This window comes from Legionella londiniensis, assembly GCF_001467825.1.
Classification (GTDB): Bacteria; Pseudomonadota; Gammaproteobacteria; order Legionellales; family Legionellaceae; genus Legionella_A; species Legionella_A londiniensis.
This window is the reverse complement of the sequence record NZ_LNYK01000016.1, coordinates 130,792-154,221: the sequence shown is the minus strand read 5'-3', so window position 1 is coordinate 154,221 and position 23,430 is coordinate 130,792. Positions and strand designations below refer to the sequence as shown.

Below are 23,430 nucleotides of genomic sequence, written 5' to 3'. Positions count from 1 at the left end.
TGTATGTACAGATTCTTTGACTCATTAAAAGAAATTTTTTGGAGAAAATCTGCGCAGGTATCCTCTAAATCTCTTGCAGATCAGGTCACTGGAATAACTAAAAAAGAGCATCTATTACCCCTTGAAACCAGTGATATGAACATGCAGAAGTTATCTGATGAAATTTCATGGCTTAAAGATAAGCTTGCCAAGAGCTCACCATCAACAAGCTTGCAATATATAGATCAGTTGGAAACAATAGAATTGATTTGCAGAGATTATGAAACTGAAAGCAGAATCGAAATAAAAAGCCTTGAAGACCTCTTTACCCCGGAAGAGTTTTTAAAATTCAAAAAAGAATTCCAAAAAATTTTCCAAGATGATCAGTTGGAAAAAACAGACCTTGTTCTGGCCTATTCAAAAAAATAACCTGCTGCGGCGAAAATTAAATACAGAATAACGAGGCTGCCGCCCATCCATCGAGATATTGTCCTTGTTAACATGAAAAGAGAGATTAGGAACATGGTGAACAAACAAAAAGGAAGATAAAAAAGCAATACCTGCTGGTTAACAATGACTGGCTTTATCATGGAAATGATGCCTGCATTAAAGAGGAAAAAAGCAAAAATTGAACCGACTACATTACCGAAACTGATTTCCGCCCTGCCCTGGAGCGCTGCGGGCAGTTCTCTTGCTATTTCTTCAATGCTGACCAGAAAAGCAAGAATAATTATTCCAAAAAAAGTACCAGACAGCCCAAAATAATCAATTATAGTTTTGGATGCCGTAACGATTAGCTCACTGCCTGCGATAATGGCAAAAAGAGAAATAAATAAAAGCCCTAAAGCTTTCCATCGATGCTCTTTTTTAGCTGATGCGATGGCTTCAGAAAGCTCATGCGAGGGCTTGATGTCATAACCTTTTTTATTAAGCCATAAAAGATAGATGATGCAAAAAACAAAGCCCATAAATAAAATGAGGCCGTCAATTCTTGAAAGCTCCCCATCCATGGCCAATAACCCAAATAAAACAATAGCCAAATTTGGTAAAATAAGAATCCGTTTCGGCGCTTGCTTAAATGCCATAGGCGCGATCATTGCCGTCATACCAAACGCGAGCGCAATTGCCACCATTGCTGCGCCAATTATGGAACCTAGCGCGATACCCGCCATTTCGTTAAAAGAACCTACCGAACCAACTGCCAAATTTTCAGGGTCAAAACCAATAAAAAACACACTGATGAAAAAAGCAGAAACTCCAAAGCCGATAGAAACGCCCATTGCTCCTTTTACCAGCTTCTCAGCAAAATAAATTACAAGAAAAAGGCCGACTATAAAGAGTCCTGACGCTAGAAAAATATTCATTTTTTCTCCTTGAATGGATTCAAGCGTAAATTTTTAGCAGCGCCTCAGAACGAGAGTGGATTGCCTTCTACTATATCTGTTTGAGTTTCATCGGTATGGCTATGCTTGATTTCAAAAGGATGAACATATTGAATATGTAATTTCATAATCACTCCCTGATTTAAAAACCAAATTATTATAAAAGTCCGCAATAGCGTGAATTTTGTTTCAGAGTTTTTAACATTTCTGCCAAATCATCCAGGCTATCCACTAAAAAATCGAATTCGCTGTCTTTAGGTATTTGGTTATCTTGAACGGTTTTAAATTCCAGGGGTCGAAAAATGTATGCTGTCTGATATCCGCATTGGTGCGCTGCCACAAGGTCATATTTATGTGAAGCAACAAGCAAAATTTCTGAAGGTTCTAGTTTTAAAACCTTGGCAGCATTTTGATAAACCAATGGATTCGGCTTATAGCAGCGAAAAGACTCACCTGATAAAATTACATCCCAATCAATCTGAGCTTTTTTTGACAGGCCTTCCAGCAACTTTATGTTTCCATTCGAAAGAGTACCGGTAATGAAAAGGTCTTTTATCTGATGAATGCCTGAAACTGAATCTGGCCATGGTTCCAATCGATGCCAGACCATACTCATGTGGTCTATTTCTTCATTTGTGAACTTATCAAGGATAGCATACTGCTGCATGATCTCGATTAAAGCAAGTTTATTCAGCTCGTCAACTGTTGCAAAAGCTCTTTCCCCCTTACTAATTTTCTGCATGTTTTCAGAATATGCGTTGACCCAAACCGCAACAAACTCTTCACTCGTTATATTTTTAACTTCCTTTTTGTCAAAAAAATAACCAAATTCTTTAACGATTGTTCCTCGCCAATCTACAACAGTTCCAAAAACATCGAATAATACGGCCTTGATACAACTCTTTGAATTAATTGGGTTGTTCTGAGCTTTAATTCCTGTACGAGCATCAAAAATTTTGTACATAATGAGCCATTTAATGCGGCATTCAATGTGGGCTTGAACCATGAGGATATCAAATAATCATCGTTATAAATACATAATAAAATATGGCAAAATAAATGCATCCTGGGCCAATGTTAGAAAAAATCAGTTTTGCGGAGAGGTTTTCTCTGAAATGTGCTGAGTTTCTGACCAATAAGCAATCCAATGGAAGGTCAAGTGAGAACACAACGGGCTATGCCTCAACAATCATCAACTCCTGTATCAATCCTCATTTGCTCTACAGTCGTGGTAGGAATCGGTGCGGGTATAGGCGGTACGTTGCTTGCGTTACTGCTGCGGACTGTCCAGCATCTGGCTTACGGTTATAGCCCCTGGCATCTCGTCAGCAATGAAACTTTCCTGGAAGGAGTTCGTGCCGCTTCGCCGATAAGGCGAGTCTTAGTACTTTCTCTTTGCGGAATAATTGCCGGATTTGGCTGGTGGCTATTGTATCGCTATGGCAAACCTTTGCTCAGCATAGAAGAAGCTTTAAAAAAGAAAGCCCACATGCCAAAAGCAGCCACAATGATACATGTATTGCTTCAAATCATTACAGTAGGACTCGGTTCGCCATTAGGCCGGGAAACGGCGCCGAGAGAGTTTGGAGCAGTATTTGCTGACTGGTTTTCAAATAAAATCGGATTATCACCCCGAGACGCAAAAATTATGCTGGCATGTGGAGCCGGCGCTGGCCTTGCTGCCGTGTATAATGTTCCATTGGGAGGCGCCATCTTCACTCTTGAAGTTTTATTGGTGACCATTGAATGGTCGATTCTACTCAGGGCATTTGCCACCTCGGTTATTGCTGTCCTTATTTCCTGGCTTGGGCTAGGCAATCACCCTCAATACCAAATTGCAACTTATGAATTAAATCACTCCCTGTTGTTATGGTCTGTCCTGTGCGGCCCTGTATTTGGGGTTGCTGCATACTGGTTTAATTATCTGGTCAATGGCGCGCGCCGCAATGCTGCACGAAACTGGCAACTGCCCGTTTTATGTTTTATTAACTTCCTTATGATTGGTTTTCTTGCAGCTTTTTTTCCGGCGATATTAGGTAATGGCAAAAGCCCGGCACAATTGGAATTTGATGCCGCGCTTACTCTTGGAGCAAGTCTTTCATTACTGGCACTACGCGTCGGAATAACCTGGTCAACCCTTCGGGCAGGAGGCCGTGGCGGCATTCTTACTCCGGCTCTGGCCAATGGCTCCCTGCTTGCTGCGGTGTTGGGCGGATTATGGAATTTATACTTACCGGGCAGTTCATTGAATGCCTATGCTCTTATTGGCGCAGCAGCCTTCCTTGCTGCGTCCCAGAAAATGCCGCTGACCGCCATTATTTTAATTTTTGAGTTTACCCACATCAAATTCAGCTTTCTTGTACCCATATTGCTTGCTGTCACCGGAGCGGTCGGTCTTTTTAGATTATGCGATGCACGATGCAAATGATAAGATTTTATTGAATATACTAATTCATACGTCAAGGAATAAACATATGCACCCTAATCCTAACGAGTTTTATCCGATACCAGGATCTGGACGTACCGTTTTTTTAAAAAATATCATTAAAAATCCAAACATTATTGTTGGGGATTATACCTACTATGATGATCCGCTTGATATCCATAATTTTGAAAAAAATGTGCTTTATCACTTTGATTTTATTGGCGACAAACTCATCATAGGTAAATTTTGCCAAATAGCAACTGAAGTTAAATTTGTAATGAATGGCGGCAATCATCATTTAGGTGGATTTTCTTCATTCCCCTTTATCATTTTTCAGTCCTATTGGCCTGAAGTACCTTTTATACCGAATCGCAAAAAAGACACAGTCATAGGTAATGATGTCTGGATTGGGTATGGTGCCACTATTATGCCAGGTGTGAGCATTGGTGATGGGGCTATTATTGGCACTCGCGCTGTAGTGACTAAAGACGTAGCACCCTATGAAATTGTGGGAGGCAATCCCGCACGGGTAATTCGCAAACGTTTTGATGAAGAAACAATTGATTTTTTGCTGAAGCTACAATGGTGGAATTGGCCAATTGAAAAGATTAGAGAGCATGTTTTGGCCATTATGAACGGTGATAAAATGGCATTAGAAGGTTTATTATCATGATCATTATGTGCCGCACATCGTTTCAAAAGTTTGAATAAAGAGCAGGATGTTCTCTATTCTCATTTTCAGCCTGTTGATCCTGGAAAAAGCGGGGAGATACCTGTGGATTCCCCTTTGGCGCATATTCTGGAATCGATAATAATTGGCAGAAATGGCCGGTTAAAAACATATTTTTTTCAATATCTAAATGATTCGCCTTGTAAAACCTCTCGAGCGCATCAACAAAATCGGCAGAATGGGCTATGTTATAATGCTTGGGAATGTATTTACCCAGATGGGGTACGGCATTGAATTGTTCTTGCAATGATTTGGTCAAATCTGCTTGCAACGCCTCAAATCCAAGAGCATGCTTGTTTGATACAATGTCGATAAGGCAGGTGTAATGGTTGGGAGAACACATGGATAAACCAGTTTGTTTCATCCCTTGCGAGCCTTTGATGTAACGAACATAGATTCCTCCCGCGGTAACAGGAAACTTGCCATCCATCTGTAACTTGCACAAATAATCAGTGATATACTGCAATGCAGCGGCAGCCTGGGCCCCTGTGCCGTCATCCGGAATAGCCCAGCCCACATCTTCAATGCCTTGTTGCAAGTAACCGGTCTGGTGATGAAATAATACATGCGCAGGCCCCGTTGACACAGAAGGAGTGTCGCCAATGGTCGCGGGTTTCATAACAAGCCTCATAAAATAAGGTACAAGGCTTGGATAGTAATTTAAAAGGGAAGGAATGCCCAATGTTTCAATCAGGGTAGCTTGCACCGTTTGCCAATAGTGCCTCAATACAGTTGGAGTATTGTAAGCCGGGGTCTCCTCAGGTACAGGTTGCCATTGATATATCCGGGCATTAAATGGGGTCGCATCGTCAGTAAAATCGCATACAATGAAAATGCTGGTATAACGCTTTCTTTTAAACAAGGGCTTTTCTTTATCTTTAATTTGCGAGATAACCTGTTGAACGCTTGTAGGCGTTTCCACTAGCCGTAATGTTGTCGTATCACAACATCTGAATGTCGCACTGATGATAATCCCCAACAAACCGCAGTTTGCAGCGCTTAGAGTATGGAAATCGGGATGATTCTTATCGATGGTTACTATATTTCCATTTTGCAAGCACAAGGTATAACTGGTTAACAGACTGGAAAAAGTGCCCTGCTCTACACCAGTACCAACCCCGCCATAAGTGGCTAATCCAACTAATGTGATGTATGGATTTAACGGGGTAGTGCTCAAGGACAATTTCTTTTTTGCCAACAAACATTCTGCCTCACCAATTTGAACATTCGGACCAACGGTTATTGTCTTGGCTTGTGCGTCAATTTGTTTGACCTGTGCAAATTCCTCGCCGGTGAGCCGCACAATAATATCCGATTCAACTGGGCCATGTACCGAGTAAGAAGCGCTATAAGCGCCACCCTTTCCTCCAGCTGCTGCTCGCACAATAATCCGTTGTTCGCCGGGTTTGGCTTCATTGATCTGGTGAAGGTATGCAAGTATTGATTGCAAGGCTTTAAGGTCATTAACATTGAGAATCAACGCATGTTTGTTTTGCGAGTTCGCCGAATAATTCCTGAAGCCATACTCTGTTTGTATGTTGAGCTGATTGGATTGAATAAATTGAATAACGCTTAACCTTTCTTGTGCTGTTATTGCCAAAATACACCCCTCAATACCGCATAAAATTCATTCAAATTGTATGTTATTTATTATCTTTTAAGCAATAAAAATATTATAAAAATTGAAGCAGGCTCCTTGTTTCATAGGCAATTCAAGCTTTTTTCGACCAAGGAATGGACAGTTCAGGAGCCCATCTTTCCTTTTTTTTCTATTTTCTTAGTCACAAAATGGAAAAAGGCAAGACCTGACCAAGACACATGGGCTTTAGTTCAGAAAGCGGCCGAAGGTAACATGCGCTGACATAATTTATGATCGAGTTTGAAGAGCGTTGAATTGATTTTGTTTAAACATAGCACTTATCCAGAATGATTTACAGGCTTCTTATCAAATCTTTTTAAGTTGGGTAATCGCCACACCCGTCTCAGTTGAGTTAATGCACGGAATGCAATAAGAACGCTCTCCTTTAAAGAAGGTAAATAATCCTTTGATTCCGGCTTCATTAAGCTTATTTGTGACATATGAAATATCTTCATTTTCTGCTACTGGGTGGTAGGCATCCACATGCATACTTTGCCGTAAATAGATATTAAACGATAAGCCTGTTTTCTCCATGAGCGCTTTGGAGAGCGTGGTTGGTTCAACAGACTTGTAACTATCAACATGAGATTGTATCAGTTTATTAAGATTTTGAGAAAAAATAAGAAAATCATCTGGTATTTCAATTTTTCGGTCGATTAAAGTTAAATGGCCAACTTCTTCAAAATCAGGCAGTTTTCTATCATCTATAGATTTATCTAAACATTTAGGGGAGTGGGGATGAATGAAAATCACATCAGAAAGTGAATATTCGTCTGAAAAAGCTTTAACTAACTGCTCATAATGAAATTTTCCTACAACAAAAATAACTCCTTTTCCGCTTCGTTGAAGATTAAGAAGATGCTTTTTAAAAGAAGCTATTCGTTTACAGTCCAGTTGATCAATGGCTGATAATTTTTTCTTTAAGTTAACCTGCACTTCCATCGATTGCAATTTTTCCATTTCAGACGCTAAAAGATCAACACCTGCTATACTCATTTTTAGTGATTTTGCCGCCCTTACTAAATCTAGTTTCTTTTCATGGCCCGGCAGCTCTCTAAACCATAATGCCATTTCATTTGAGTATTGGGTTGATACATACAATCGCAATAATCTTTGCAAATCTGAGTAATTCATTTCCGTTAAATTTACATTAATTCCTCGTTTCTTAAGCAAACTGTTAGCTTCAGAATATCGTTCCCTTGCAAATTGAATTGTCGATTCAATCCTGGAAATAAGAATATCTTCCCCCTCATCTGATGGCGATTCAAAACATAACACATCATACCCCTTCTCAACTAGCGAAGGTAATGTATATTTTAATGCGTCTTTTGCAACTGCATCCCAGTGACGTTCAAGCATAATAATAATCGGCAAAGGCATTCCTAAATCTCTCTATATGCATTTATTTTCATCATTATAAACTATTTTGAATCACAGAAAAAACCTTCGCCCCTTGGCTTAGTGAATACAGTCTAATGAAATCGCATTTAAGACATCCCCTTTTCTAAGATAATTTTCAACTTTGTCCAATCCTGATCTTTCCAGGTGGAACAATCAGCATATCTATATTACTCAATTGTATTAGCCGTTTAGCAACACTTCCCATCAATAAATAATGCAGCTTGGAGTGTCCTTGTGTGCCAAATGCCAACAAGTCAGCGCTCCATTTTTTTGCCTGCATGATAATGGCATCAGCCAGATATCCCCCGATAATTTTTTTCTCAAATTTATCAGGTTTGACCTTACAGTCTCTTAAAAATCTATCCAATTTTTTGAAAATATTGTTCGTTGGATAATGTCTTTCATTCTTGCCGACATCATCAATGTTTAAGAACTGCTGGTAATAGATGTCTGCAATATGCAAAAGTTGAAATCTAGCACCAGGGAAACAATGAAAAGCAATTTTCACCGCTCTTTTACTGGCTTCAGAAAAATCAGTCGCAATTAATATCTTATTATAAGAGAAGGAAGGTTCCTTTTTTACGAGTAAAACAGGGGTCTTTCCCTGTCTTACGATTTCACCGGATGTCGTACCTAATACGTAATCACTGATATGATATTGGCCGTGAGCACCGGCAATAATCAAATCACCCTGGTTATCCTGAGCAAATCGAATAATTTCATCTGCAGCTCTGCCCAAAAGCACAGATGTATTTACTGAGATAGAGGATGAAAATTGCTTCACCAGGCTTTGTAGTTTGTCTTCTGTGTTTTTTTCCAATTCAAGCAGTCCCTTTTGCTGCTCTTTATTGGAAAATTGGACAAAGCTTGCAGGCCATGGCTGTTTCAATACGTGAATCAGTTCCAATGTTGTATCTTGCTGCTCGGCTAAAAGAATGGCTCTTCTAAGCGCATATTCAGCATGTTTTGAAAAGTCAGTCGCTATGATTATTTTTCTTAGTAACATTAAATTTCCTTTTTTTTACTTTCCAGGATTTCTTTCAATCTTAGCATAAAGCGCAGGCCTGCACTCGTTGCCCAGAAGTTTTTGCCTTTATATTCCATTCGCCAGAGTTTTCCTCGACCCAAAGGAAAACTCCAGCTCATTGAAGAGTTATCCTCTTCACCGAGTTTCCTGAAGCCAGGCATTTCGACATCATGATTTGCTGTTTCAAATAGAGAAAAAATCTTGAAGTCAAGACTGGTTTTTTACATTTTCTCTGGTAGTATTGATAATTCGCTTTTAGCCAATTTCATTAAAATAATATCCTGTGGATAATTTTTTAATCTACTCATCAATTTTTCAAGCTTCCCAATTTTTAATTCATAAAAACCCAATATTGGCAAGGCCTATGTTTGATTTTTTTATTCTCACGCCATTATGATTTATCCACATTATCTGTGGATAAGTCTGTGAATAGACTATTGAGACCCTTGTTAAATCATCACTATTTATGGATGGCTTGTAATTTGCCAGGGTTTCAATATTGTGATGCCTGGATCTATGAAAATGAACTTAAGCAATCTTCATCTGAACGGGATTTAAGAAATGCATCCAACAAAATGTCCAAATCTGAATGAACCAACGCGATTTTTCGCTGATTAGGCGAGATAAAGCCTTTTTTCTGACAATTTTCTATAAAGGCAAATAAACCGTCATAATATCCATCCAGGTTCAGAAAACCAATTGGTTTGTCAATGATCCCTATTTTAATCGCATTCCATGTTTCAATAGCTTCCTCTAGCGTGCCGAGTCCGCCAGGCATGACAAGAAAAGCATCCGCGTGCTGTTGCATCAATAATTTACGCTCTTGTATGGTTTTAGTGATGATCAATTGAGTCAGGTTCGTAGGGGGTTTTTCTTTTTTAAGCAGGCATCTTGGGATAATGCCAATAGCTTCACCTCCATTCTGAATCACCGATTGAGCTAAAACACCCATTAAACCAAGACTGGAACCTCCATATATTAAGCGACTTCCACGGCCAGCCAATTCCTTTCCTAATGTAGCGACAATTTTAGGGAAATTTGCTGAATTGCCTAAATAAGCTCCCAAATATACACATACTGACTTCATAATCTTCTCATGGTAAAAAAACTTCCTTTGGATAATTTTTTAATCGCTTTGTCAATTTTCATGATTTAAAAATAGACAACCCATAAAAAACTAATTTTGGCAAAAACGTGAGGATATATTTTTTTCTTGCTACAGATTTTATTTATCCACAAAATCTGTGGATAAAACTGTGAACAGCCTCTTAAAACCCTTGCGCCAAAAGGCCAATCTAGATCGTTAATTTTTACTCTGAATTTTCTGACTCAACTGATTCAATATCGCCGCCAAACGGCACCCTGCCAAAGCTATTCTTTGTTCTGAAATGTCCTGTACTTTCTTTTGATAGCCCATTGAAGGACTATCGCCTTCCTGCAGTTGATAGGCGAACCTTATCGCCAGATCATGCGACTCATTGACCCACTCAGCCGGATTTAAATTGGTTTTTAGCAAATCGCAAGGCCATTTCTTTTCAATCATTATTGCCTGCTTCACAACATACTGACGCCTGTACCCTTCTTTCGAGGTTAAATAACCACCTCCGTTATCCCAGTAGGAATGCAAATTGGAAGCAATGGGATTGGAAGCCAGGTTAAATAAATTGCCCCCCAAATCTCCGGAAGGCAACCGGGAACTGACTTTAGTCGCAGTATGCAGCGGTTGATGAATATCTCCTACCACATGAGTAAGAATCCTTAAGGCAATACCTTTATGAAATTTGCCTGCGCGCGGGCTCGATAATACCCTCATGGCTTCCTGGATAGCCCATACTGCATTATGAGTCGGCTCTGGAGGCAAGGGACTATTATCCAGACTAAAATATCCTTTGATGAAATGAAGCTGATTAAACCAGTTAAATTCCTGATATTTTAATGCATCAAGCCAGGCCGCTGAATTAACAAAACTTTGCGGCCGGTATTCATTATCCAATGCGTGATTGTAATGGTTAAATAATTTTTTAGCATGGGGTTTCAAATGATGATAGGCGATTTGAGCTATCAGACGGTGCCCTGTGGCATTCCAGGCATGTGCCGCTGCCATCTGCAAGAAAATGACAGCGGCACATGTGCATAATCCAATTCTCATGAATATTTAAACCAGAAAAGGCGACCAGGCCGGTTCCTGGACGCTTCCTTCAGGCGATGGCAGGCGCATCCTGATGCGGCCGTCAATGGAAACAACAGCCAGCACGCCTTTCTGTTGAAAGGTAGTAGCATAGACAATCAAGCGGCCATTTGGAGCGACAGATGGGGATTCATCCATGTTTGAGAAGGTCAACTGTGAGATGTGGCCTGTTCTTGTATCCTGAACGCCTATGTTAAAGTGGCTGTCTTCGCGGTGAAGCATGACAATTTGCTTCTGGTTGGGTGTGTAAGATGCTCTGGCATTATAATTGCCTTCAAATGTAACGCGTCGAATTGCGCCGTCATTAAGAGACAAGCTGTAAACCTGGGGCGCGCCGCCACGTCCGGAAGTAAAGAGCAATGATTTTCCATCCGGAGCATAGCGCGGCTCAGTGTCAATCGAATTACCGAAAGTAAGTTGTTTCATGGCGCCTGTGGATAAATTGATGCTGTATATCTTAGGCGCGCCGTTTTTTGATAAGACTACAGCCAGTTCCTTGCCGTCCGGTGACCAGGCGGGCGCGCCATTAATGCCTGGAAAATCAGTAATCAGGCGCCGCTTGCCAGAAGCCACTTCGACAACGAATATTTGTGCTTTTTTTCTCTCAAACGATACAAAGGCTATATGTCTGCCATCAGGAGACCAGCTTGGAGACATAATTGGCTCTGACGAAATCAATAGGCTTTGAGGGTTATGTCCGTCCATATCCGCCACTTCCAGAGAATGCCTTGTTTTCTGGCCTTGGTTTTTAACCAGAACATAGGCGATGCGGGTTGAAAAGACACCTCGCTCTCCAGTCAGCTTTTGATACACTTCATCGCTGATATGATGCGCAAGAGCGCGTAAATCAGAACCATTAACGGTGTAACTTTTGGCAAGCAACAGTTTTCCCTGTGCTGCAGCATCACTTAATTCAAAACGAACGTCAAACCGGTTAAAACCAACCTGTGACACATTTCCTGATAAAACACTGTCTGCGCCAGCTTTCCGCCAGAATGCAACAGGAGCTGATTCCAAAATCCCTGGAGAAGAAATAATTTTGAATTGCCCCGACAAGCGCAAGTCATTGCGGATGATTTCCTGGAGCTTTATGGCATTTTCTCCGCCTGAAAACGGGTTGATCGCGATAGGCATTGCCGCATTGATGCCTTGCGTAAGCTCCAAATCAAGCGCAAAAAGGGTTTTGCTTAAGAAAAATAAACTTATTACAATGAAATGCTTTAACACAGGCTACCCCCTGGCATTCTCTGGCCGAACGGTTAAACTGATATCACGAAACACTTTAAAGGCGTCTGGATCACTGGGTACCGGCAAAGGCGATGCCTTGTAGATTGCGGCACGCGCAGAACGATCCAGTACCGGATCACCGCTGCTGCGGATGAGGCTGACTTCGAGCACTGTGCCATCAGATGCCAGCCGGATACGGAATTGGCTCGATAAACTGCTGTCGGCATTATCAGGCAATATCCATTGCTGGCTGATGGCATTGACAATTAAAGCCTTATATTTATCGACCTCTCCTGCGATACGCGCTTTTTTCTCAGCATCTATGGCCGCCTGGCGTATAGCCTCCTCGCGTTTTCTTTCCAATTCAGCCTGGGCTTTCGCTTCTCGTTCTTTTCTTGCCCGGGCTTCTTCTGCATCTTTCTGTTTTTTTAGCTCGGCCAGTCTTTTGGCTTCAGCTTCCTGCTGTTTTTGCAATTGTTCCTGCTTTTTTTTCATTTCAGCCAATCGCTTTTCTTCTTCCGCTTTCTTGCGCGCCAGTTGTTTTAAGCGCTCCTCTTCTTCTGCCAAGGCTTTTTTACGGGCTATGGCCAGCTTCTCTGCTTCACTTTTAAGTTTCATAAGCCGTTTTTGTTCTTCAATCCGCTGCTTGCGGGCCGATTCTGCCTGCATTGCCAATTGGCGCTGCCTTTTTTCCTCTGCCTGCTTCGCCCTCAAACGCTCTGTCTTTAAGCGATTAACCGTATCCATGACCTCTTTTTGATCCACGCTGACTGCTTTAATCACTTGTTCTTCTTTTTTCTGCAAAGCCATCTCAAGATTCGTGGTATTGGTTTTTTCTTGGTTCATGGCATAAGTCTGACTGGTCGGCTTCTTAAACAAGAATATGGCAACCAATAAATGCAAAATAATTGCACAAACAAAAGCGATACGATAACTGTGTTGCTCAATCACTCGCGACCTCCCCGGTGCTGGCAGCAGAATCTGTAATCAATCCCACTTGCAGGGCGCCTGCCTGTTTCAGCAAACTCATGGCAGTTACAATTTTCCCATATGAAACACCTTGATCACCTTTCACTAAAACCTGAATGGTTTCTTTAGTTTGTCGAGCGAGCTCGAGCTCTGCCGCCACACGGACAATCAGAGCTTCTGGCGCAATACGTAGCTCTGGAGTTTCACTAATATTGAGGAAATAATCTCCTTCACGATTAACAGAAACGATAATCGGCTCACGATTGGAGGCTTTCACCGATTCACTGGCAGCCTTCGGCAAATCTACAGTGATACCCTGAGTCAGCATGGGTGCTGTAATCATAAAAATAACGAGCAAAACCAGCATCACATCGATATAGGGCACCACGTTGATTTCAGCGATCGGCTGTGAAATCTGCGATTTTTTTAGTCTCATACGCTTACCCTTTTTTCTGCCATATTGGTTTGTTGCATTATTAGCGCAATCAATTCTTCCTGAAAGAGGTCATAACGCGTGAGTATGGAATTTGCGCGCGTGCTGAAGCGATTAAATGCAATCACTGCTGGAATGGCGGTAAATAATCCTAATGCAGTGGCAACCAAAGCCTCTGAAATCCCGGGGGCCACCATGGCAATTGTTGCCTGCTGGGCATGCCCCAGAGCCTGAAAGGAAGTCATGATCCCCCAAACTGTGCCAAACAATCCAATATAAGGCGCAATTGAGCCGATGGATGCGAAGACAGGCAAATGTTGCTCAAGTTTTTCTGCTTCTTTGGCATGCCGTATCTGCATGACGCGCTGAATTGGTTCCAGAATGAATTGCCCATTCTTACAAACACGCAAAAATTCCTTGAAACCGGAATGAAATATAGCCGCCAATCCTTCTTTGGCATCATCATTGCTATCTATAAAGGTATACAGTTTATTCAGATCGCCGCTTTCCCAGAATCTTCGGATAAATGATTCATACTGCTCTTTTATTCTTCTGTAATACCATGCCCTTTGCAAAATTAACGTCCAGGATGCAATTGATGCGGCAAGCAAAATCAGCATCACAAGCTTGACGACCAGTCCTGCCTGAAAAAAATAACCCAGAATACTGGTATGATTGACCACGATCACATTCCTCCCTTGATTCCACAGGCCATGCTTTGAAAGTTTTTCCCGGAAGCGAAAAAGCAAGAACCTTATCCTCCCGAGGATAAGGATTTTTCATCTTTGGGCGACCACGCTTTAGCTCAGGTTTAATAAAATCGAGCAAACATTCAAACCATTCTAAAGCCTACGCAGCCCGGAAATAACTTTAAAACACACCCGGCAATGCTCAATGAACAAAAAGACAGTAATTTAACCATTATTTAAGCATTTCAACAAGTGCTCAGGTAAGCGTTTAGGTTTTAAATTTTTGTTAACACAAACCACTTCAACCGTTGCTTCTGCTACTAATTTATCATCGTTTTTCAGGATCGATTGCTTAAATTCCAGTTTGCTTGCCCTGGCCTGCTTGCATGTTGTTTTAACCGTTAACAAATCATCCAGATATGCGGGAGAATGAAAACGGATATGCACATCATATATGGCAAAATTTGTATCATGATTGAAAGCCTCAGTCAAAATCAGACCAAGCTTTCTAAGCATTTCTGTGCGGCCACGCTCTAAAAACAAGAGATAATCGGCATAATATACTATCCCTAAATAATCAGTATTCTCAGCATAAACACGAAACTCAGCTTTATCTTCCAATATACTGTCCATTGTTTACTGTTCCGTCACAACACTCAGTCCAAAATGCTGATAAGCCAACTGCGTAGCGACCCGACCTCTTGGGGTGCGCATTAAAAACCCCTGCTGGATGAGGAAGGGTTCAAGAACATCCTCGATAGTATTTTTCTCCTCGCCAATGGCCGCAGCCAAGCTGTCTATGCCGACAGGCCCGCCTGAAAATCGCTCTATAATCGTAAGCAACAATTTTCTATCCATGATATCAAAGCCATTATCATCAACGTGGAGCATTTCCAAAGCAAGCCTGGCAACTGGCTGGGTGATGATGCCATTTGCTTTTACTTCCGCATAATCCCTGACTCTTCGCAAAAGCCTGTTTGCAATTCTAGGCGTTCCCCGCGAACGTAAAGCGATTTCACGCGCCCCTGCGCTATCGGTGCTGACATTTAACAAGCGCGCCGAACGGCTGACAATTTCCATTAGCGCATCAACCCCATAAAATTCCAGGCGCTGTACGATACCAAAACGATCGCGAAGCGGAGATGTCAGGGAGCCTGCCCGGGTTGTCGCGCCAATTAAAGTAAAAGGAGGCAGCTCCAGTTTTATCGAACGGGCAGAAGGCCCCTCGCCTATCATAATATCAAGTTTATAATCTTCCATTGCCGGATATAGGATTTCTTCGATCACAGGACTTAGGCGATGAATTTCATCAATAAATAAAACATCATTTTTCTTGAGATTGGTTAAAATTGCGGCAATATCTCCCGCGCGTTCCAGAACTGGCCCTGATGTTTGGCGCAAATTAACCCCCATCTCATGGGCAATGATATTGGCAAGAGTTGTTTTACCCAAACCCGGGGGCCCAAAAATGAGGACATGATCCAACGCTTCCTGCCGGTTTAGCGCCGCGTCAATGAAAAGCTTCATCTGGGTTCGCACTTCATCCTGGCCAATGTACTCATTAAGACTCAATGGCCTTATGGCCCTGTCAAATACGTCTTCAGATTGGGTGGCGGTTCTCGATATAAGGCGGTCGCTTTCTAGCATATTGAATATGATAACAGTTGATGATGGAGGCAGTTTATCATACCTTTTGCAGGCTGGCTTCAGGTTATGGGTTTCACTTTTCCCGAAAATAAAGCCATTGAGCGTCGGCCCTGATTGGACGAAGTCGCAATCCGAGATTCCCCGGAAAATCCTTCATGCGCGTAACTAATACGGGAGGCCATCAAATTTCCTAAGCCAAGAATTGTTTTTGCAACACGGCAATCACATTAGGGAAGGTGTCTTAGTATATATAATTTTTTCAATTGATGCGGAGCAACCTGATCGTTGAATATCACAAGGCGTTTCTTTTGATTTAAACCGCTTAATTCAATTACTCTAAATAATCCTCCATGAAACACAATATCCATACGTTCAAACTGCACACTTTTATGATTTCGATTTAAAAGATGCCATTTTTTTCCATAATAGTGAATCTGGCATAAATTTTTACCAGAATATTCATGGTACAGTAAATAAAAAAAATGAATAGTTAAGATGAAGATCAATAAAGCAATCGCTGTAATTGCAAAAGATGAACGATAAATCAAAATGCCGGCGAATAAATGAATCAAAGCCGATAATTTTAAAAAATCCCAGGATCTATCAAGAGTGATGGTGAAATTTGATAAGTTTGACAATTTCTTTTAGACTCCTGTCCTCTGGTTGTTTATTGCCAAGCAGTACAGCGTAGAGCTCGGGATCGGAAAATTCCAATAATTGTTCGAAAGAGCCTACCTGCTCCTCTGTCAGATCATCAAAATATCTGGTTAAAAACTGATTTAACAGCAAATCAAGTTCGAGCATGCCTCGGCGGCAATGCCATTTTATTTTGGCTTTATGTTGAGGAGAAATCATTGAATTCATATTAACAAGCGCAAATGCCTAATGTTACACTTCGAATTTAAATATCACAATATCAGCCAGTTTATGACCGTACATGACCATATTGTTAACAGCCGCAGCCTTACGGCCTATTCATCCCTGGATAATGAATTAACCTGTTCAGATCATCAGAATTACCTATTTAATTTGTCTTCTGCATATGGGCTTTTAGCCATACAAGGAGATCGTGCCGATGAGTTTTTACAAGGCCAGGTAAGCTGTGATGTTCATGAGGTTACCCAAGCTCAAATACGCCAGGGAGCCTTTTGCAATATAAAAGGCCGTGTGCTGGCTTTGACAGATATCATTCGCTGGCATGAACTCCTCTATCTGATAATGCCGAAGGACATGCTTGCTGGAATGGAGAAAATGCTTGCTAAAACAGCAGTGTTTTCCAAAGTACAAATTCATTCTGTAAATACCTTCGATATATACGGCTTGTATCACCCCAAAAAAGATGTAAACATGCCTGTGCCCCTGCAGTTTGCTTGCGAGAAGTTGAAAGCGACATCTAATGATACTTATTTGAGCTACTCCCTTGCTCCAAATCTGACTATTTTAGTAGCGCCGGTAAACGAAAGAAATCAGTTGGAGGAATATTTTCTCCAGCAAGGCCAACTGCGCGGTTCCCTGGCTTGGCATTTATTGCGGCTCAAGCATGGCTTATTTGAAATTTACCCTGAAACGCGAGGTTTATTCTTACCGCATCGCCTGGATCTACATAAATCTGGTTATTTAAGTTTCAATAAGGGTTGTTATAAAGGACAGGAAATTATTGCGCGTATGCACTACCGCAGCAAGCCAAAGCATACCCTGAAATTACTTTGGCTGACAGCAGAAGAAATGCCGCAATCAGGAAAAAAACTATTCACCACGGATGGATCTCAGGAAATTGGTGAATTAGTAGATTTTTGCCCGGCAGGGGCAAACCGTTACCTGGCAGCAGCAAGCATGCTTTTTGAACATCCAATGGAATCCTTACTGGAAGGACATAGCGCGCCTATAACTCTTGAGCCCTGTAACGATTAATGGCGTTCAGGCAGCATACTTTGCAAAACCTTATCTTTATCAATAAAGTAGTGTTTTAAAGCACCTGCCAAATGTAATGCAATCAGGACAATCAAAATCCAGGCAAACAGCTCATGCAGTTGATTCATAAATTGCGCCAGAGCCTTGTTGGGCTCAATGGGCAAATTAGCCTGAAACAGCCCAAAAAATGAAGGCGGCTTGTTTGCAGCAACTGACATAATCCAACCGCTAATCGGCATCGCAAATAAAAACAAATACAGTATAAATTGAACGCTTCTGGCCAATGTTTTTTGCCAGAACGGCACAGTCAATGGTAAATCAGGTTTTCCGGCATAAGATATCCAGAAAAGACGGATAACCATCAAGAACAACACAGTCAGTCCAAAGGATTTATGAATGAAAAAAGCGGTAGGTTGGTATTGTTTTGGCAATTCCTCCAGAAAAAAACTCACGGACAGCATAATAATGACAATTACTGCAATCAACCAATGCAGTATTTTTGATCCGGTTGAGTACCTGACTACAGCATTTTTTTTCATTCGAGCTCCTTCTTTGTTAAATCCCTATCAGGCAGATAGACGCATCTATCTTCAACCTGCAGCCCCAATCAGACTAAATCATTATCCGGGAATATTCAACTTACCGTATTATGCGTCACTGATTTGGGCTGCTGAAGTTTGCAATGCTGACCTATGCTTCTACCAGCTGCGGCTTTTTTTCTACCATCTGGATTGTGGTTTGCGTTAAATCCAACAGCTCCCGAATGGCCACAAAGAACATGGTGTAATTAAGGCCGCTGGTAGAGCGGAGGTTTGCCAGCACATCACGCCAGCGGTCTATCAGGGCGGCATGATTTTCTGACCAGGTTTGCAGGCATTTACCCAAATCTTTTTTTCTGCAGTCATAATGAATAATGCCTGCAGTTAATTGCCTTTGCTGCCAATCCAAATCATCTCTTAAGGCTTCTCTTGACAAAACTTCCCAGTGATTTTCCGTCGGATGGATAATGACTTGGGTTCGAATCCAGGAAATATCCAGAAACTCGCCAATCTTGAAGTATACTTCAGCTACCTTGGTAATCGGCATGGATAATTGATGTGCAACTTCAATGATATCCATGGCAGCAAATAACCCCTGAGTAATGGTTAGCTCATGCGCAAGGAATTTGGAAATACCAAGATCGAGATACCGTTGATAAGTTTCCTCATAGTGTGCACGCGCATTGTCGCCGAGAACCTGTGGCATGCATTTTTTAAACTCTTCAATCCCTGGCGCATAGAGTTCCACTGTTTTTGAAATGTCCAGTTTAGTGCGGCGATTGCGCAAAAACCAACGGGATATTCGACGCAGCAAACGAACGTAATTCATCATGATTTCCGTCTGGACTTCCGCATTCACCTGCCCTTCTACGGTGTCAATTTCCTGCCAAATGGCTTCCATATTAATCACGCTTCTTGCGATCATATAAGCGCGTACAATAGCCGAAACTGGAGCACCTGTTTCATCCTGTAAACGATATATAAAAGTAAAACCCATCTCATTTACAATAATATTGCTCAATTTTGTTGCAATAATTTCCCTTTTTAATGGATGCTGGCGCATTTGCTTTGAAAAACGTTCTTGCAATGGCTTGGGAAACGAACGAATGAGAAATTGACGAAGATAAGGATCCTCCGGCACATCAGATGCAAGAATTGCTTCTTTTAAAAGAATTTTGCTGTAACAAAAGAGAACGGCAATGCCGGGACTGGTTAAGCCCATCCCCATTTGTTTTCGTTCCATTAATGTTTTTTCTTCGGGTAAAAACTCAAGACTCCTGTCTAACTTACCGGTTGCTTCTAATTCATTAATGTAGCGGCTGTGCAATACTACGGAGCGCATGGATTGTGACGCCATAAGGCTTATCGCGCGAGTTTGCAGGTAATTCTCCCGCAATACCAGCTTTTCCACTTCCTCAGTCATCTGCATTAAGAGTTCATTCCGTTGTTTTTGAGTTAAATCACCCGCTCTGACTATGGTATTCAATAGAATTTTGATGTTTACTTCTTTGTCAGAGCAGCTGACGCCCGCTGAGTTATCGATAAAATCAGTGTAAATCAAGCCGCCATTCAGAGCATATTCAACTCGCCCTAACTGGGTGAAGCCCAAATTGCCGCCTTCGCCAACTACCTTACAGCGCAACTGTTTGGCATTAATGCGGATAGCATCGTTGCTTCGATCCCCAACATCAAGGTTTGATTCGGTATGGGCTTTAACGAATGTCCCAATGCCGGCGCTCCAAAGCAAATCAACTTCAGCCTGCAAGATAATGCGTATTAATTCGTTGGGTTCGACAGCTGCCTGCTTAATGCCAAACACCCGTTTCATTTCCTTGCTAACCACAATAGACTTGGCGCTGCGGTTAAAAACACCACCGCCTTTTGAAATCAGTTTCTTGTCATAATCTGCCCAGGTGGATCGGGGTAAATGAAACAGCCGCTCACGCTCTTTATAGCTTTCTTCAGGATTGGGATCGGGATCGATAAAAATATGCATGTGGTTGAAAGCGGCAACCAGTTTAATATGTTTTGACAGCAACATACCGTTGCCAAATACATCCCCTGCCATATCGCCAATGCCCACAACGGTAAAATCAGTGGATTGAATATCTTTGCCCATTTCATAAAAATGGCGTTTTACAGATTCCCAGGCTCCCTTGGCGGTAATTCCCATTTTCTTATGGTCATAACCTACAGACCCCCCTGAAGCAAAGGCATCGCCCAGCCAGAAGTTATATGAAAGGGAAATTTCATTGGCAATATCTGAAAAAGTTGCCGTTCCCTTGTCCGCAGCAACAACAAGATACGTATCATCCTCATCATAACAAATGACATTGGTTGGCTTAATAACCTCACCGTCTTTATAATTATCGGTGATATCCAGCAACCCCCGGATAAACGCTTTATAGCAGTTAATGCCTTCGGCCAGTATTTCTTCCCTTGAGCCATTGGCTGGCAGTTGCTTGGTCACAAAGCCGCCTTTTGCCCCACTGGGTACGATAACCGCGTTTTTTACTTGCTGGGCTTTCATCAAGCCTAAAATTTCCGTACGGAAATCTTCCTTGCGATCTGACCAGCGTATGCCGCCACGGGCTACTTTTCCACCCCGTAAATGCACCCCTTCAAACTTTGGCGAATAAACAAAAATTTCAAACATGGGGTATGGTCTTGGTACGCCCGCGATGGTTTTGCAGTTTAATTTAATGGATATGTAATTTTTATGCTGTCCTTCCGCATCCAACTGGTAATAATTGGTCCGTAAGGTTGAAGTAATTGCCTGGATATATTGGCGGATAATTTTATCTTCATCAAGATTGGCAACATTATCCAAATCCGTGAGAATTTCACCGACCAGTGCATGAGTTTTTTGTTGACGCTCGTCAATCATAATTGGGTTAAATTGCAGCTCAAACAGTTGCACCAGCTTTTTGGCGAGCAAGGAATTGTTGTTTAACGCTGAGATAATATAGTCCTGGCTGAAGGTAAATCCAATCTGCTTAAAATATTTAGCATAGGTTCTCAATACAGAGACTTGGCGCCAGTCTAACCCTGCTCCCAACACCAATTGATTAAAACCGTCATTTTCCGCGTCACCAAACCAGACACGGGTAAACGCATTCTGAAAGAGATCCTTGATCTCATCAAAATTGAACTCGCAGGCATGTGTATACTGCAGCGCAAAATCATTGATCCAGATTTCCTTATTATCATCAAACTTCAATGCATACGGCCGCTCACTGATCGCGCGCATGCCAAGGTTTTCAATGATAGGTAAAGCATCTGAAAGAGGTATGATGGTATTTTGCTGATAAATTTTTAACTTGAATTCACCTGTGAATTTATCCAGCGGACGATAGAAATTCATCCCCAACGAGTTCTCATCAGAAAGCTGCTCTACGTGCTTAATATCAAACACTGCCGTTCTGGGTGAGAAATTAGCCATATAGACAGCAGGAAATGCATCTTTATAACGCGCATATATCCGATTTGCCTCTTCCTCGCCCAAAGCTTCATACAAATGCTGCTGCAGCTCATCTGTCCATGAACGACCCACTTCAATCAATTTTTTCTCAATTTCTTTAAAATTAAATTCAGTGGTATCTTTAGGGTTTATCCGTACAATAAAATGTATCCTTGCAAGCACAGACTCTGAAAAACGCGTAGAAAAAGTAATCTCCTGCGCATTAAAGCTTTCACTTAAAACTTCCTGCATTGCTTCACGAAGTTCCGTATTAAATCTGTCTCTTGGTACATATACTAAACAGGAGATGAAACGACGATAGACATCCATACGGGCAAACATGCGGATTCTTTTGCGCTCCTGCATATGGAAAATGCCCATGGCAATTTCAAGTAATTCATCTTCTGTGGCTTGAATTAAATCATCTCTGGGCAGCGTTTCAAGGATATTCAGCAATACCTTACCCGCATGGCTTCTCGGGTTTAGGTTGGAGTTTTTCATAATTAACGCCACTTTGTGCCTGAGAAACGGAATATGCTTGGGATTGGTATTGTATGCAGCGGAAGTATACAAACCTATGATGCGTCGCTCTCCAATGACTTGCCCCTGTTTATTGAACCGTTTGACGCCAATATAATCAGTGTAAGCATCACGATGAACGCTGGCTAAGGTATTGGTTTTTGACATTACCAAAATGCGGGGCGATAAAGTCAGCTCCCGCGCCTCAGGCGTCATCGCGCTGATGCTTCGGGCGCTGGATTTGCTTAAATTCGGACGCAATACACCCAAGCCTGTTTCAGGTATCGCCTGCAGAATGGTTTCTTTGCCTTTTTGAATCAGCTCATAGTCGCGTATACCAAGAAAAGTAAAATGATGATCCTCAATCCAATGCAGAAAGGCTTTGGTTTCCTCCACCTCACTGGGATCAAGTTTATCAGGGGCATTTTCCAATTCATCAATAATGGAGCGGACTTTTTCGCGCATCGGCAGCCAATCTTCCACCACAACGCGGTTGTCTTCAAGCACTCGCTCAAAATTGCGGTATAATTCTTCAAGCATTGAAGGATCGGTCTGCCGGTCAATTTCCATGAAAATCGGGGCGTCTACTTCTGCCTCTTTGGGTAATTTGCCCTGCTGGGGCAAAATGTCAGTGATGATATTTTTTTCATTGCGAATCACACGCAAACCGCCCATATGGATGATCAAATGGGATGCAAGACCCATGCGGTTTACTACCATACGGATAGAATCAACCAAAAACGGCATATCTTTTGCAATGATTTCAACAACCGTATGAGTTGTCTGCCAGCCATGGCGCTCATAATCAGGATTGTAAATACGGATTTTCGTTTCACCCGGAGCCCGTGATTGAATAAGAGACCAGAAATTGATTGCGGCACCATAAAGATCATCGATTGACCATTCCTGTAAATCATCCAGGGCAACAGTTCCAAAAAATTGCCTCACAAACTCAGCACAAAGAGAAGCCTGGGCACCGCTCATTTTCTGTGCAATTTTTTTTACAACACTGTCAATGATTAAATCTTTTCCCTCTTCAAATTTATATGACATGTAATCACCCTTTAGGCAAAAAAATTACGGTAACAATTTGTGGGGAATTATATACCTAATGCAAATACTTTTGCGATAATTTAGGAAAAAATGTTCTGCTTTTGGACGAGAATTCTCAAGACAGGATTGCCTACACAGTCAAAGAAAGCACGCATGGAGCATATATTGAATCAAATTTATACAGAATATTGCGGCCGTTTAATTTTTATTGG

General features: G+C 41.7%; 21 protein-coding genes. 4 read left to right on the top strand and 17 right to left on the bottom strand.

What is annotated here, in order from left to right:
• Positions 1 to 3 precede the first annotated feature (3 nt).
• A complete protein-coding gene (locus Llon_RS06570) occupies positions 4 to 408 on the top strand; it encodes a hypothetical protein (RefSeq protein WP_058529270.1) in 405 nt (134 codons plus the stop codon).
• Here Llon_RS06570 and Llon_RS06565 read toward each other — a convergent pair.
• Together Llon_RS06565 and Llon_RS06560 are read right to left on the bottom strand one after the other, a co-directional pair.
• Entirely contained in the window at positions 393 to 1,343 is a 951-nt protein-coding gene (locus tag Llon_RS06565; RefSeq protein WP_058529269.1) for a sodium:calcium antiporter, read from the bottom strand. The two genes, Llon_RS06570 and Llon_RS06565, sit on opposite strands and share 16 nt — an antisense overlap.
• A gap of 175 nt (positions 1,344 to 1,518) precedes the next feature.
• Complete coding sequence (locus tag Llon_RS06560; RefSeq protein WP_058529268.1) at positions 1,519 to 2,367, bottom strand: haloacid dehalogenase type II; 849 nt, start codon at positions 2,365 to 2,367, stop codon at positions 1,519 to 1,521.
• 153 nt (positions 2,368 to 2,520) lie between these two features.
• On the opposite strand from Llon_RS06560, the gene Llon_RS06555 reads away from it, so the two are divergent.
• Both Llon_RS06555 and Llon_RS06550 read left to right on the top strand, forming a co-directional pair.
• Entirely contained in the window at positions 2,521 to 3,789 is a 1,269-nt protein-coding gene (locus Llon_RS06555) for a chloride channel protein (RefSeq protein ID WP_237758280.1), read from the top strand.
• Positions 3,790 to 3,835: 46 nt separating this feature from the next.
• Positions 3,836 to 4,459, top strand: a complete 624-nt coding sequence (locus Llon_RS06550; protein WP_058529266.1) for a CatB-related O-acetyltransferase — start codon at positions 3,836 to 3,838, stop codon at positions 4,457 to 4,459.
• A gap of 22 nt (positions 4,460 to 4,481) precedes the next feature.
• On the opposite strand, the gene Llon_RS06545 is transcribed toward Llon_RS06550, so the two are convergent.
• The 13 genes from Llon_RS06545 to Llon_RS06475 form a co-directional block, all read right to left on the bottom strand.
• The gene (locus tag Llon_RS06545; protein ID WP_058529265.1) at positions 4,482 to 6,116 is read right to left on the bottom strand and encodes an FAD-binding protein; all 1,635 of its coding nucleotides are present in this window, start codon (positions 6,114 to 6,116) and stop codon (positions 4,482 to 4,484) included.
• Between the two features lie 345 nt (positions 6,117 to 6,461).
• Positions 6,462 to 7,535, bottom strand: a complete 1,074-nt coding sequence (locus Llon_RS06535) for a hypothetical protein (protein ID WP_058529263.1) — start codon at positions 7,533 to 7,535, stop codon at positions 6,462 to 6,464.
• A 136-nt stretch (positions 7,536 to 7,671) separates the two neighbouring features.
• The gene (locus Llon_RS06530; RefSeq protein WP_058529262.1) at positions 7,672 to 8,562 is read right to left on the bottom strand and encodes a universal stress protein; all 891 of its coding nucleotides are present in this window, start codon (positions 8,560 to 8,562) and stop codon (positions 7,672 to 7,674) included.
• 535 nt (positions 8,563 to 9,097) lie between these two features.
• Positions 9,098 to 9,670 carry an LOG family protein gene (locus Llon_RS06520; RefSeq protein ID WP_058529260.1) on the bottom strand — a complete coding sequence of 191 codons (573 nt, stop codon included), beginning with the start codon at positions 9,668 to 9,670 and terminating at the stop codon, positions 9,098 to 9,100.
• Between the two features lie 216 nt (positions 9,671 to 9,886).
• A complete protein-coding gene (locus Llon_RS06515) occupies positions 9,887 to 10,732 on the bottom strand; it encodes a S1/P1 nuclease (RefSeq protein WP_058529259.1) in 846 nt (281 codons plus the stop codon).
• Positions 10,733 to 10,738: 6 nt separating this feature from the next.
• Positions 10,739 to 11,998: a Tol-Pal system beta propeller repeat protein TolB gene (tolB, locus tag Llon_RS06510; protein WP_058529258.1), complete on the bottom strand. Its 1,260-nt coding sequence runs from the start codon at positions 11,996 to 11,998 to the stop codon at positions 10,739 to 10,741.
• A gap of 3 nt (positions 11,999 to 12,001) precedes the next feature.
• Positions 12,002 to 12,949 carry a cell envelope integrity protein TolA gene (gene tolA / locus Llon_RS06505; protein WP_058529257.1) on the bottom strand — a complete coding sequence of 316 codons (948 nt, stop codon included), beginning with the start codon at positions 12,947 to 12,949 and terminating at the stop codon, positions 12,002 to 12,004.
• A complete protein-coding gene (gene tolR, locus Llon_RS06500) occupies positions 12,942 to 13,403 on the bottom strand; it encodes a protein TolR (RefSeq protein ID WP_058529256.1) in 462 nt (153 codons plus the stop codon). The genes tolA and tolR overlap by 8 nt, the downstream gene beginning before the upstream one ends.
• Positions 13,400 to 14,086 carry a protein TolQ gene (gene tolQ / locus Llon_RS06495; RefSeq protein ID WP_115336918.1) on the bottom strand — a complete coding sequence of 229 codons (687 nt, stop codon included), beginning with the start codon at positions 14,084 to 14,086 and terminating at the stop codon, positions 13,400 to 13,402. Before tolQ ends, tolR begins: the two co-directional genes overlap by 4 nt.
• 228 nt (positions 14,087 to 14,314) lie before the next feature.
• Positions 14,315 to 14,722 carry a YbgC/FadM family acyl-CoA thioesterase gene (locus Llon_RS06490; RefSeq protein ID WP_058529255.1) on the bottom strand — a complete coding sequence of 136 codons (408 nt, stop codon included), beginning with the start codon at positions 14,720 to 14,722 and terminating at the stop codon, positions 14,315 to 14,317.
• A 3-nt stretch (positions 14,723 to 14,725) separates the two neighbouring features.
• Positions 14,726 to 15,736: a Holliday junction branch migration DNA helicase RuvB gene (gene ruvB / locus Llon_RS06485; RefSeq protein WP_058529254.1), complete on the bottom strand. Its 1,011-nt coding sequence runs from the start codon at positions 15,734 to 15,736 to the stop codon at positions 14,726 to 14,728.
• Between the two features lie 227 nt (positions 15,737 to 15,963).
• A complete protein-coding gene (locus Llon_RS06480) occupies positions 15,964 to 16,374 on the bottom strand; it encodes a hypothetical protein (RefSeq protein WP_058529253.1) in 411 nt (136 codons plus the stop codon).
• On the bottom strand, positions 16,340 to 16,591 hold the full coding sequence (locus tag Llon_RS06475; protein WP_058529252.1) for an FAD assembly factor SdhE: 252 nt from the start codon (positions 16,589 to 16,591) through the stop codon (positions 16,340 to 16,342). The genes Llon_RS06480 and Llon_RS06475 overlap by 35 nt, the downstream gene beginning before the upstream one ends.
• A 30-nt stretch (positions 16,592 to 16,621) precedes the next feature.
• Between Llon_RS06475 and ygfZ the strand changes: the two genes are divergently transcribed.
• Entirely contained in the window at positions 16,622 to 17,647 is a 1,026-nt protein-coding gene (ygfZ, locus tag Llon_RS06470) for a CAF17-like 4Fe-4S cluster assembly/insertion protein YgfZ (RefSeq protein WP_058529251.1), read from the top strand.
• On the opposite strand, the gene Llon_RS06465 is transcribed toward ygfZ, so the two are convergent.
• A complete protein-coding gene (locus Llon_RS06465; RefSeq protein ID WP_058529250.1) occupies positions 17,644 to 18,186 on the bottom strand; it encodes a cytochrome b in 543 nt (180 codons plus the stop codon). The genes ygfZ and Llon_RS06465 overlap by 4 nt on opposite strands.
• A 151-nt stretch (positions 18,187 to 18,337) precedes the next feature.
• On the bottom strand, positions 18,338 to 23,218 hold the full coding sequence (locus tag Llon_RS06460; RefSeq protein WP_058529249.1) for an NAD-glutamate dehydrogenase: 4,881 nt from the start codon (positions 23,216 to 23,218) through the stop codon (positions 18,338 to 18,340).
• Between the last annotated feature and the right edge of the window lie 212 nt (positions 23,219 to 23,430).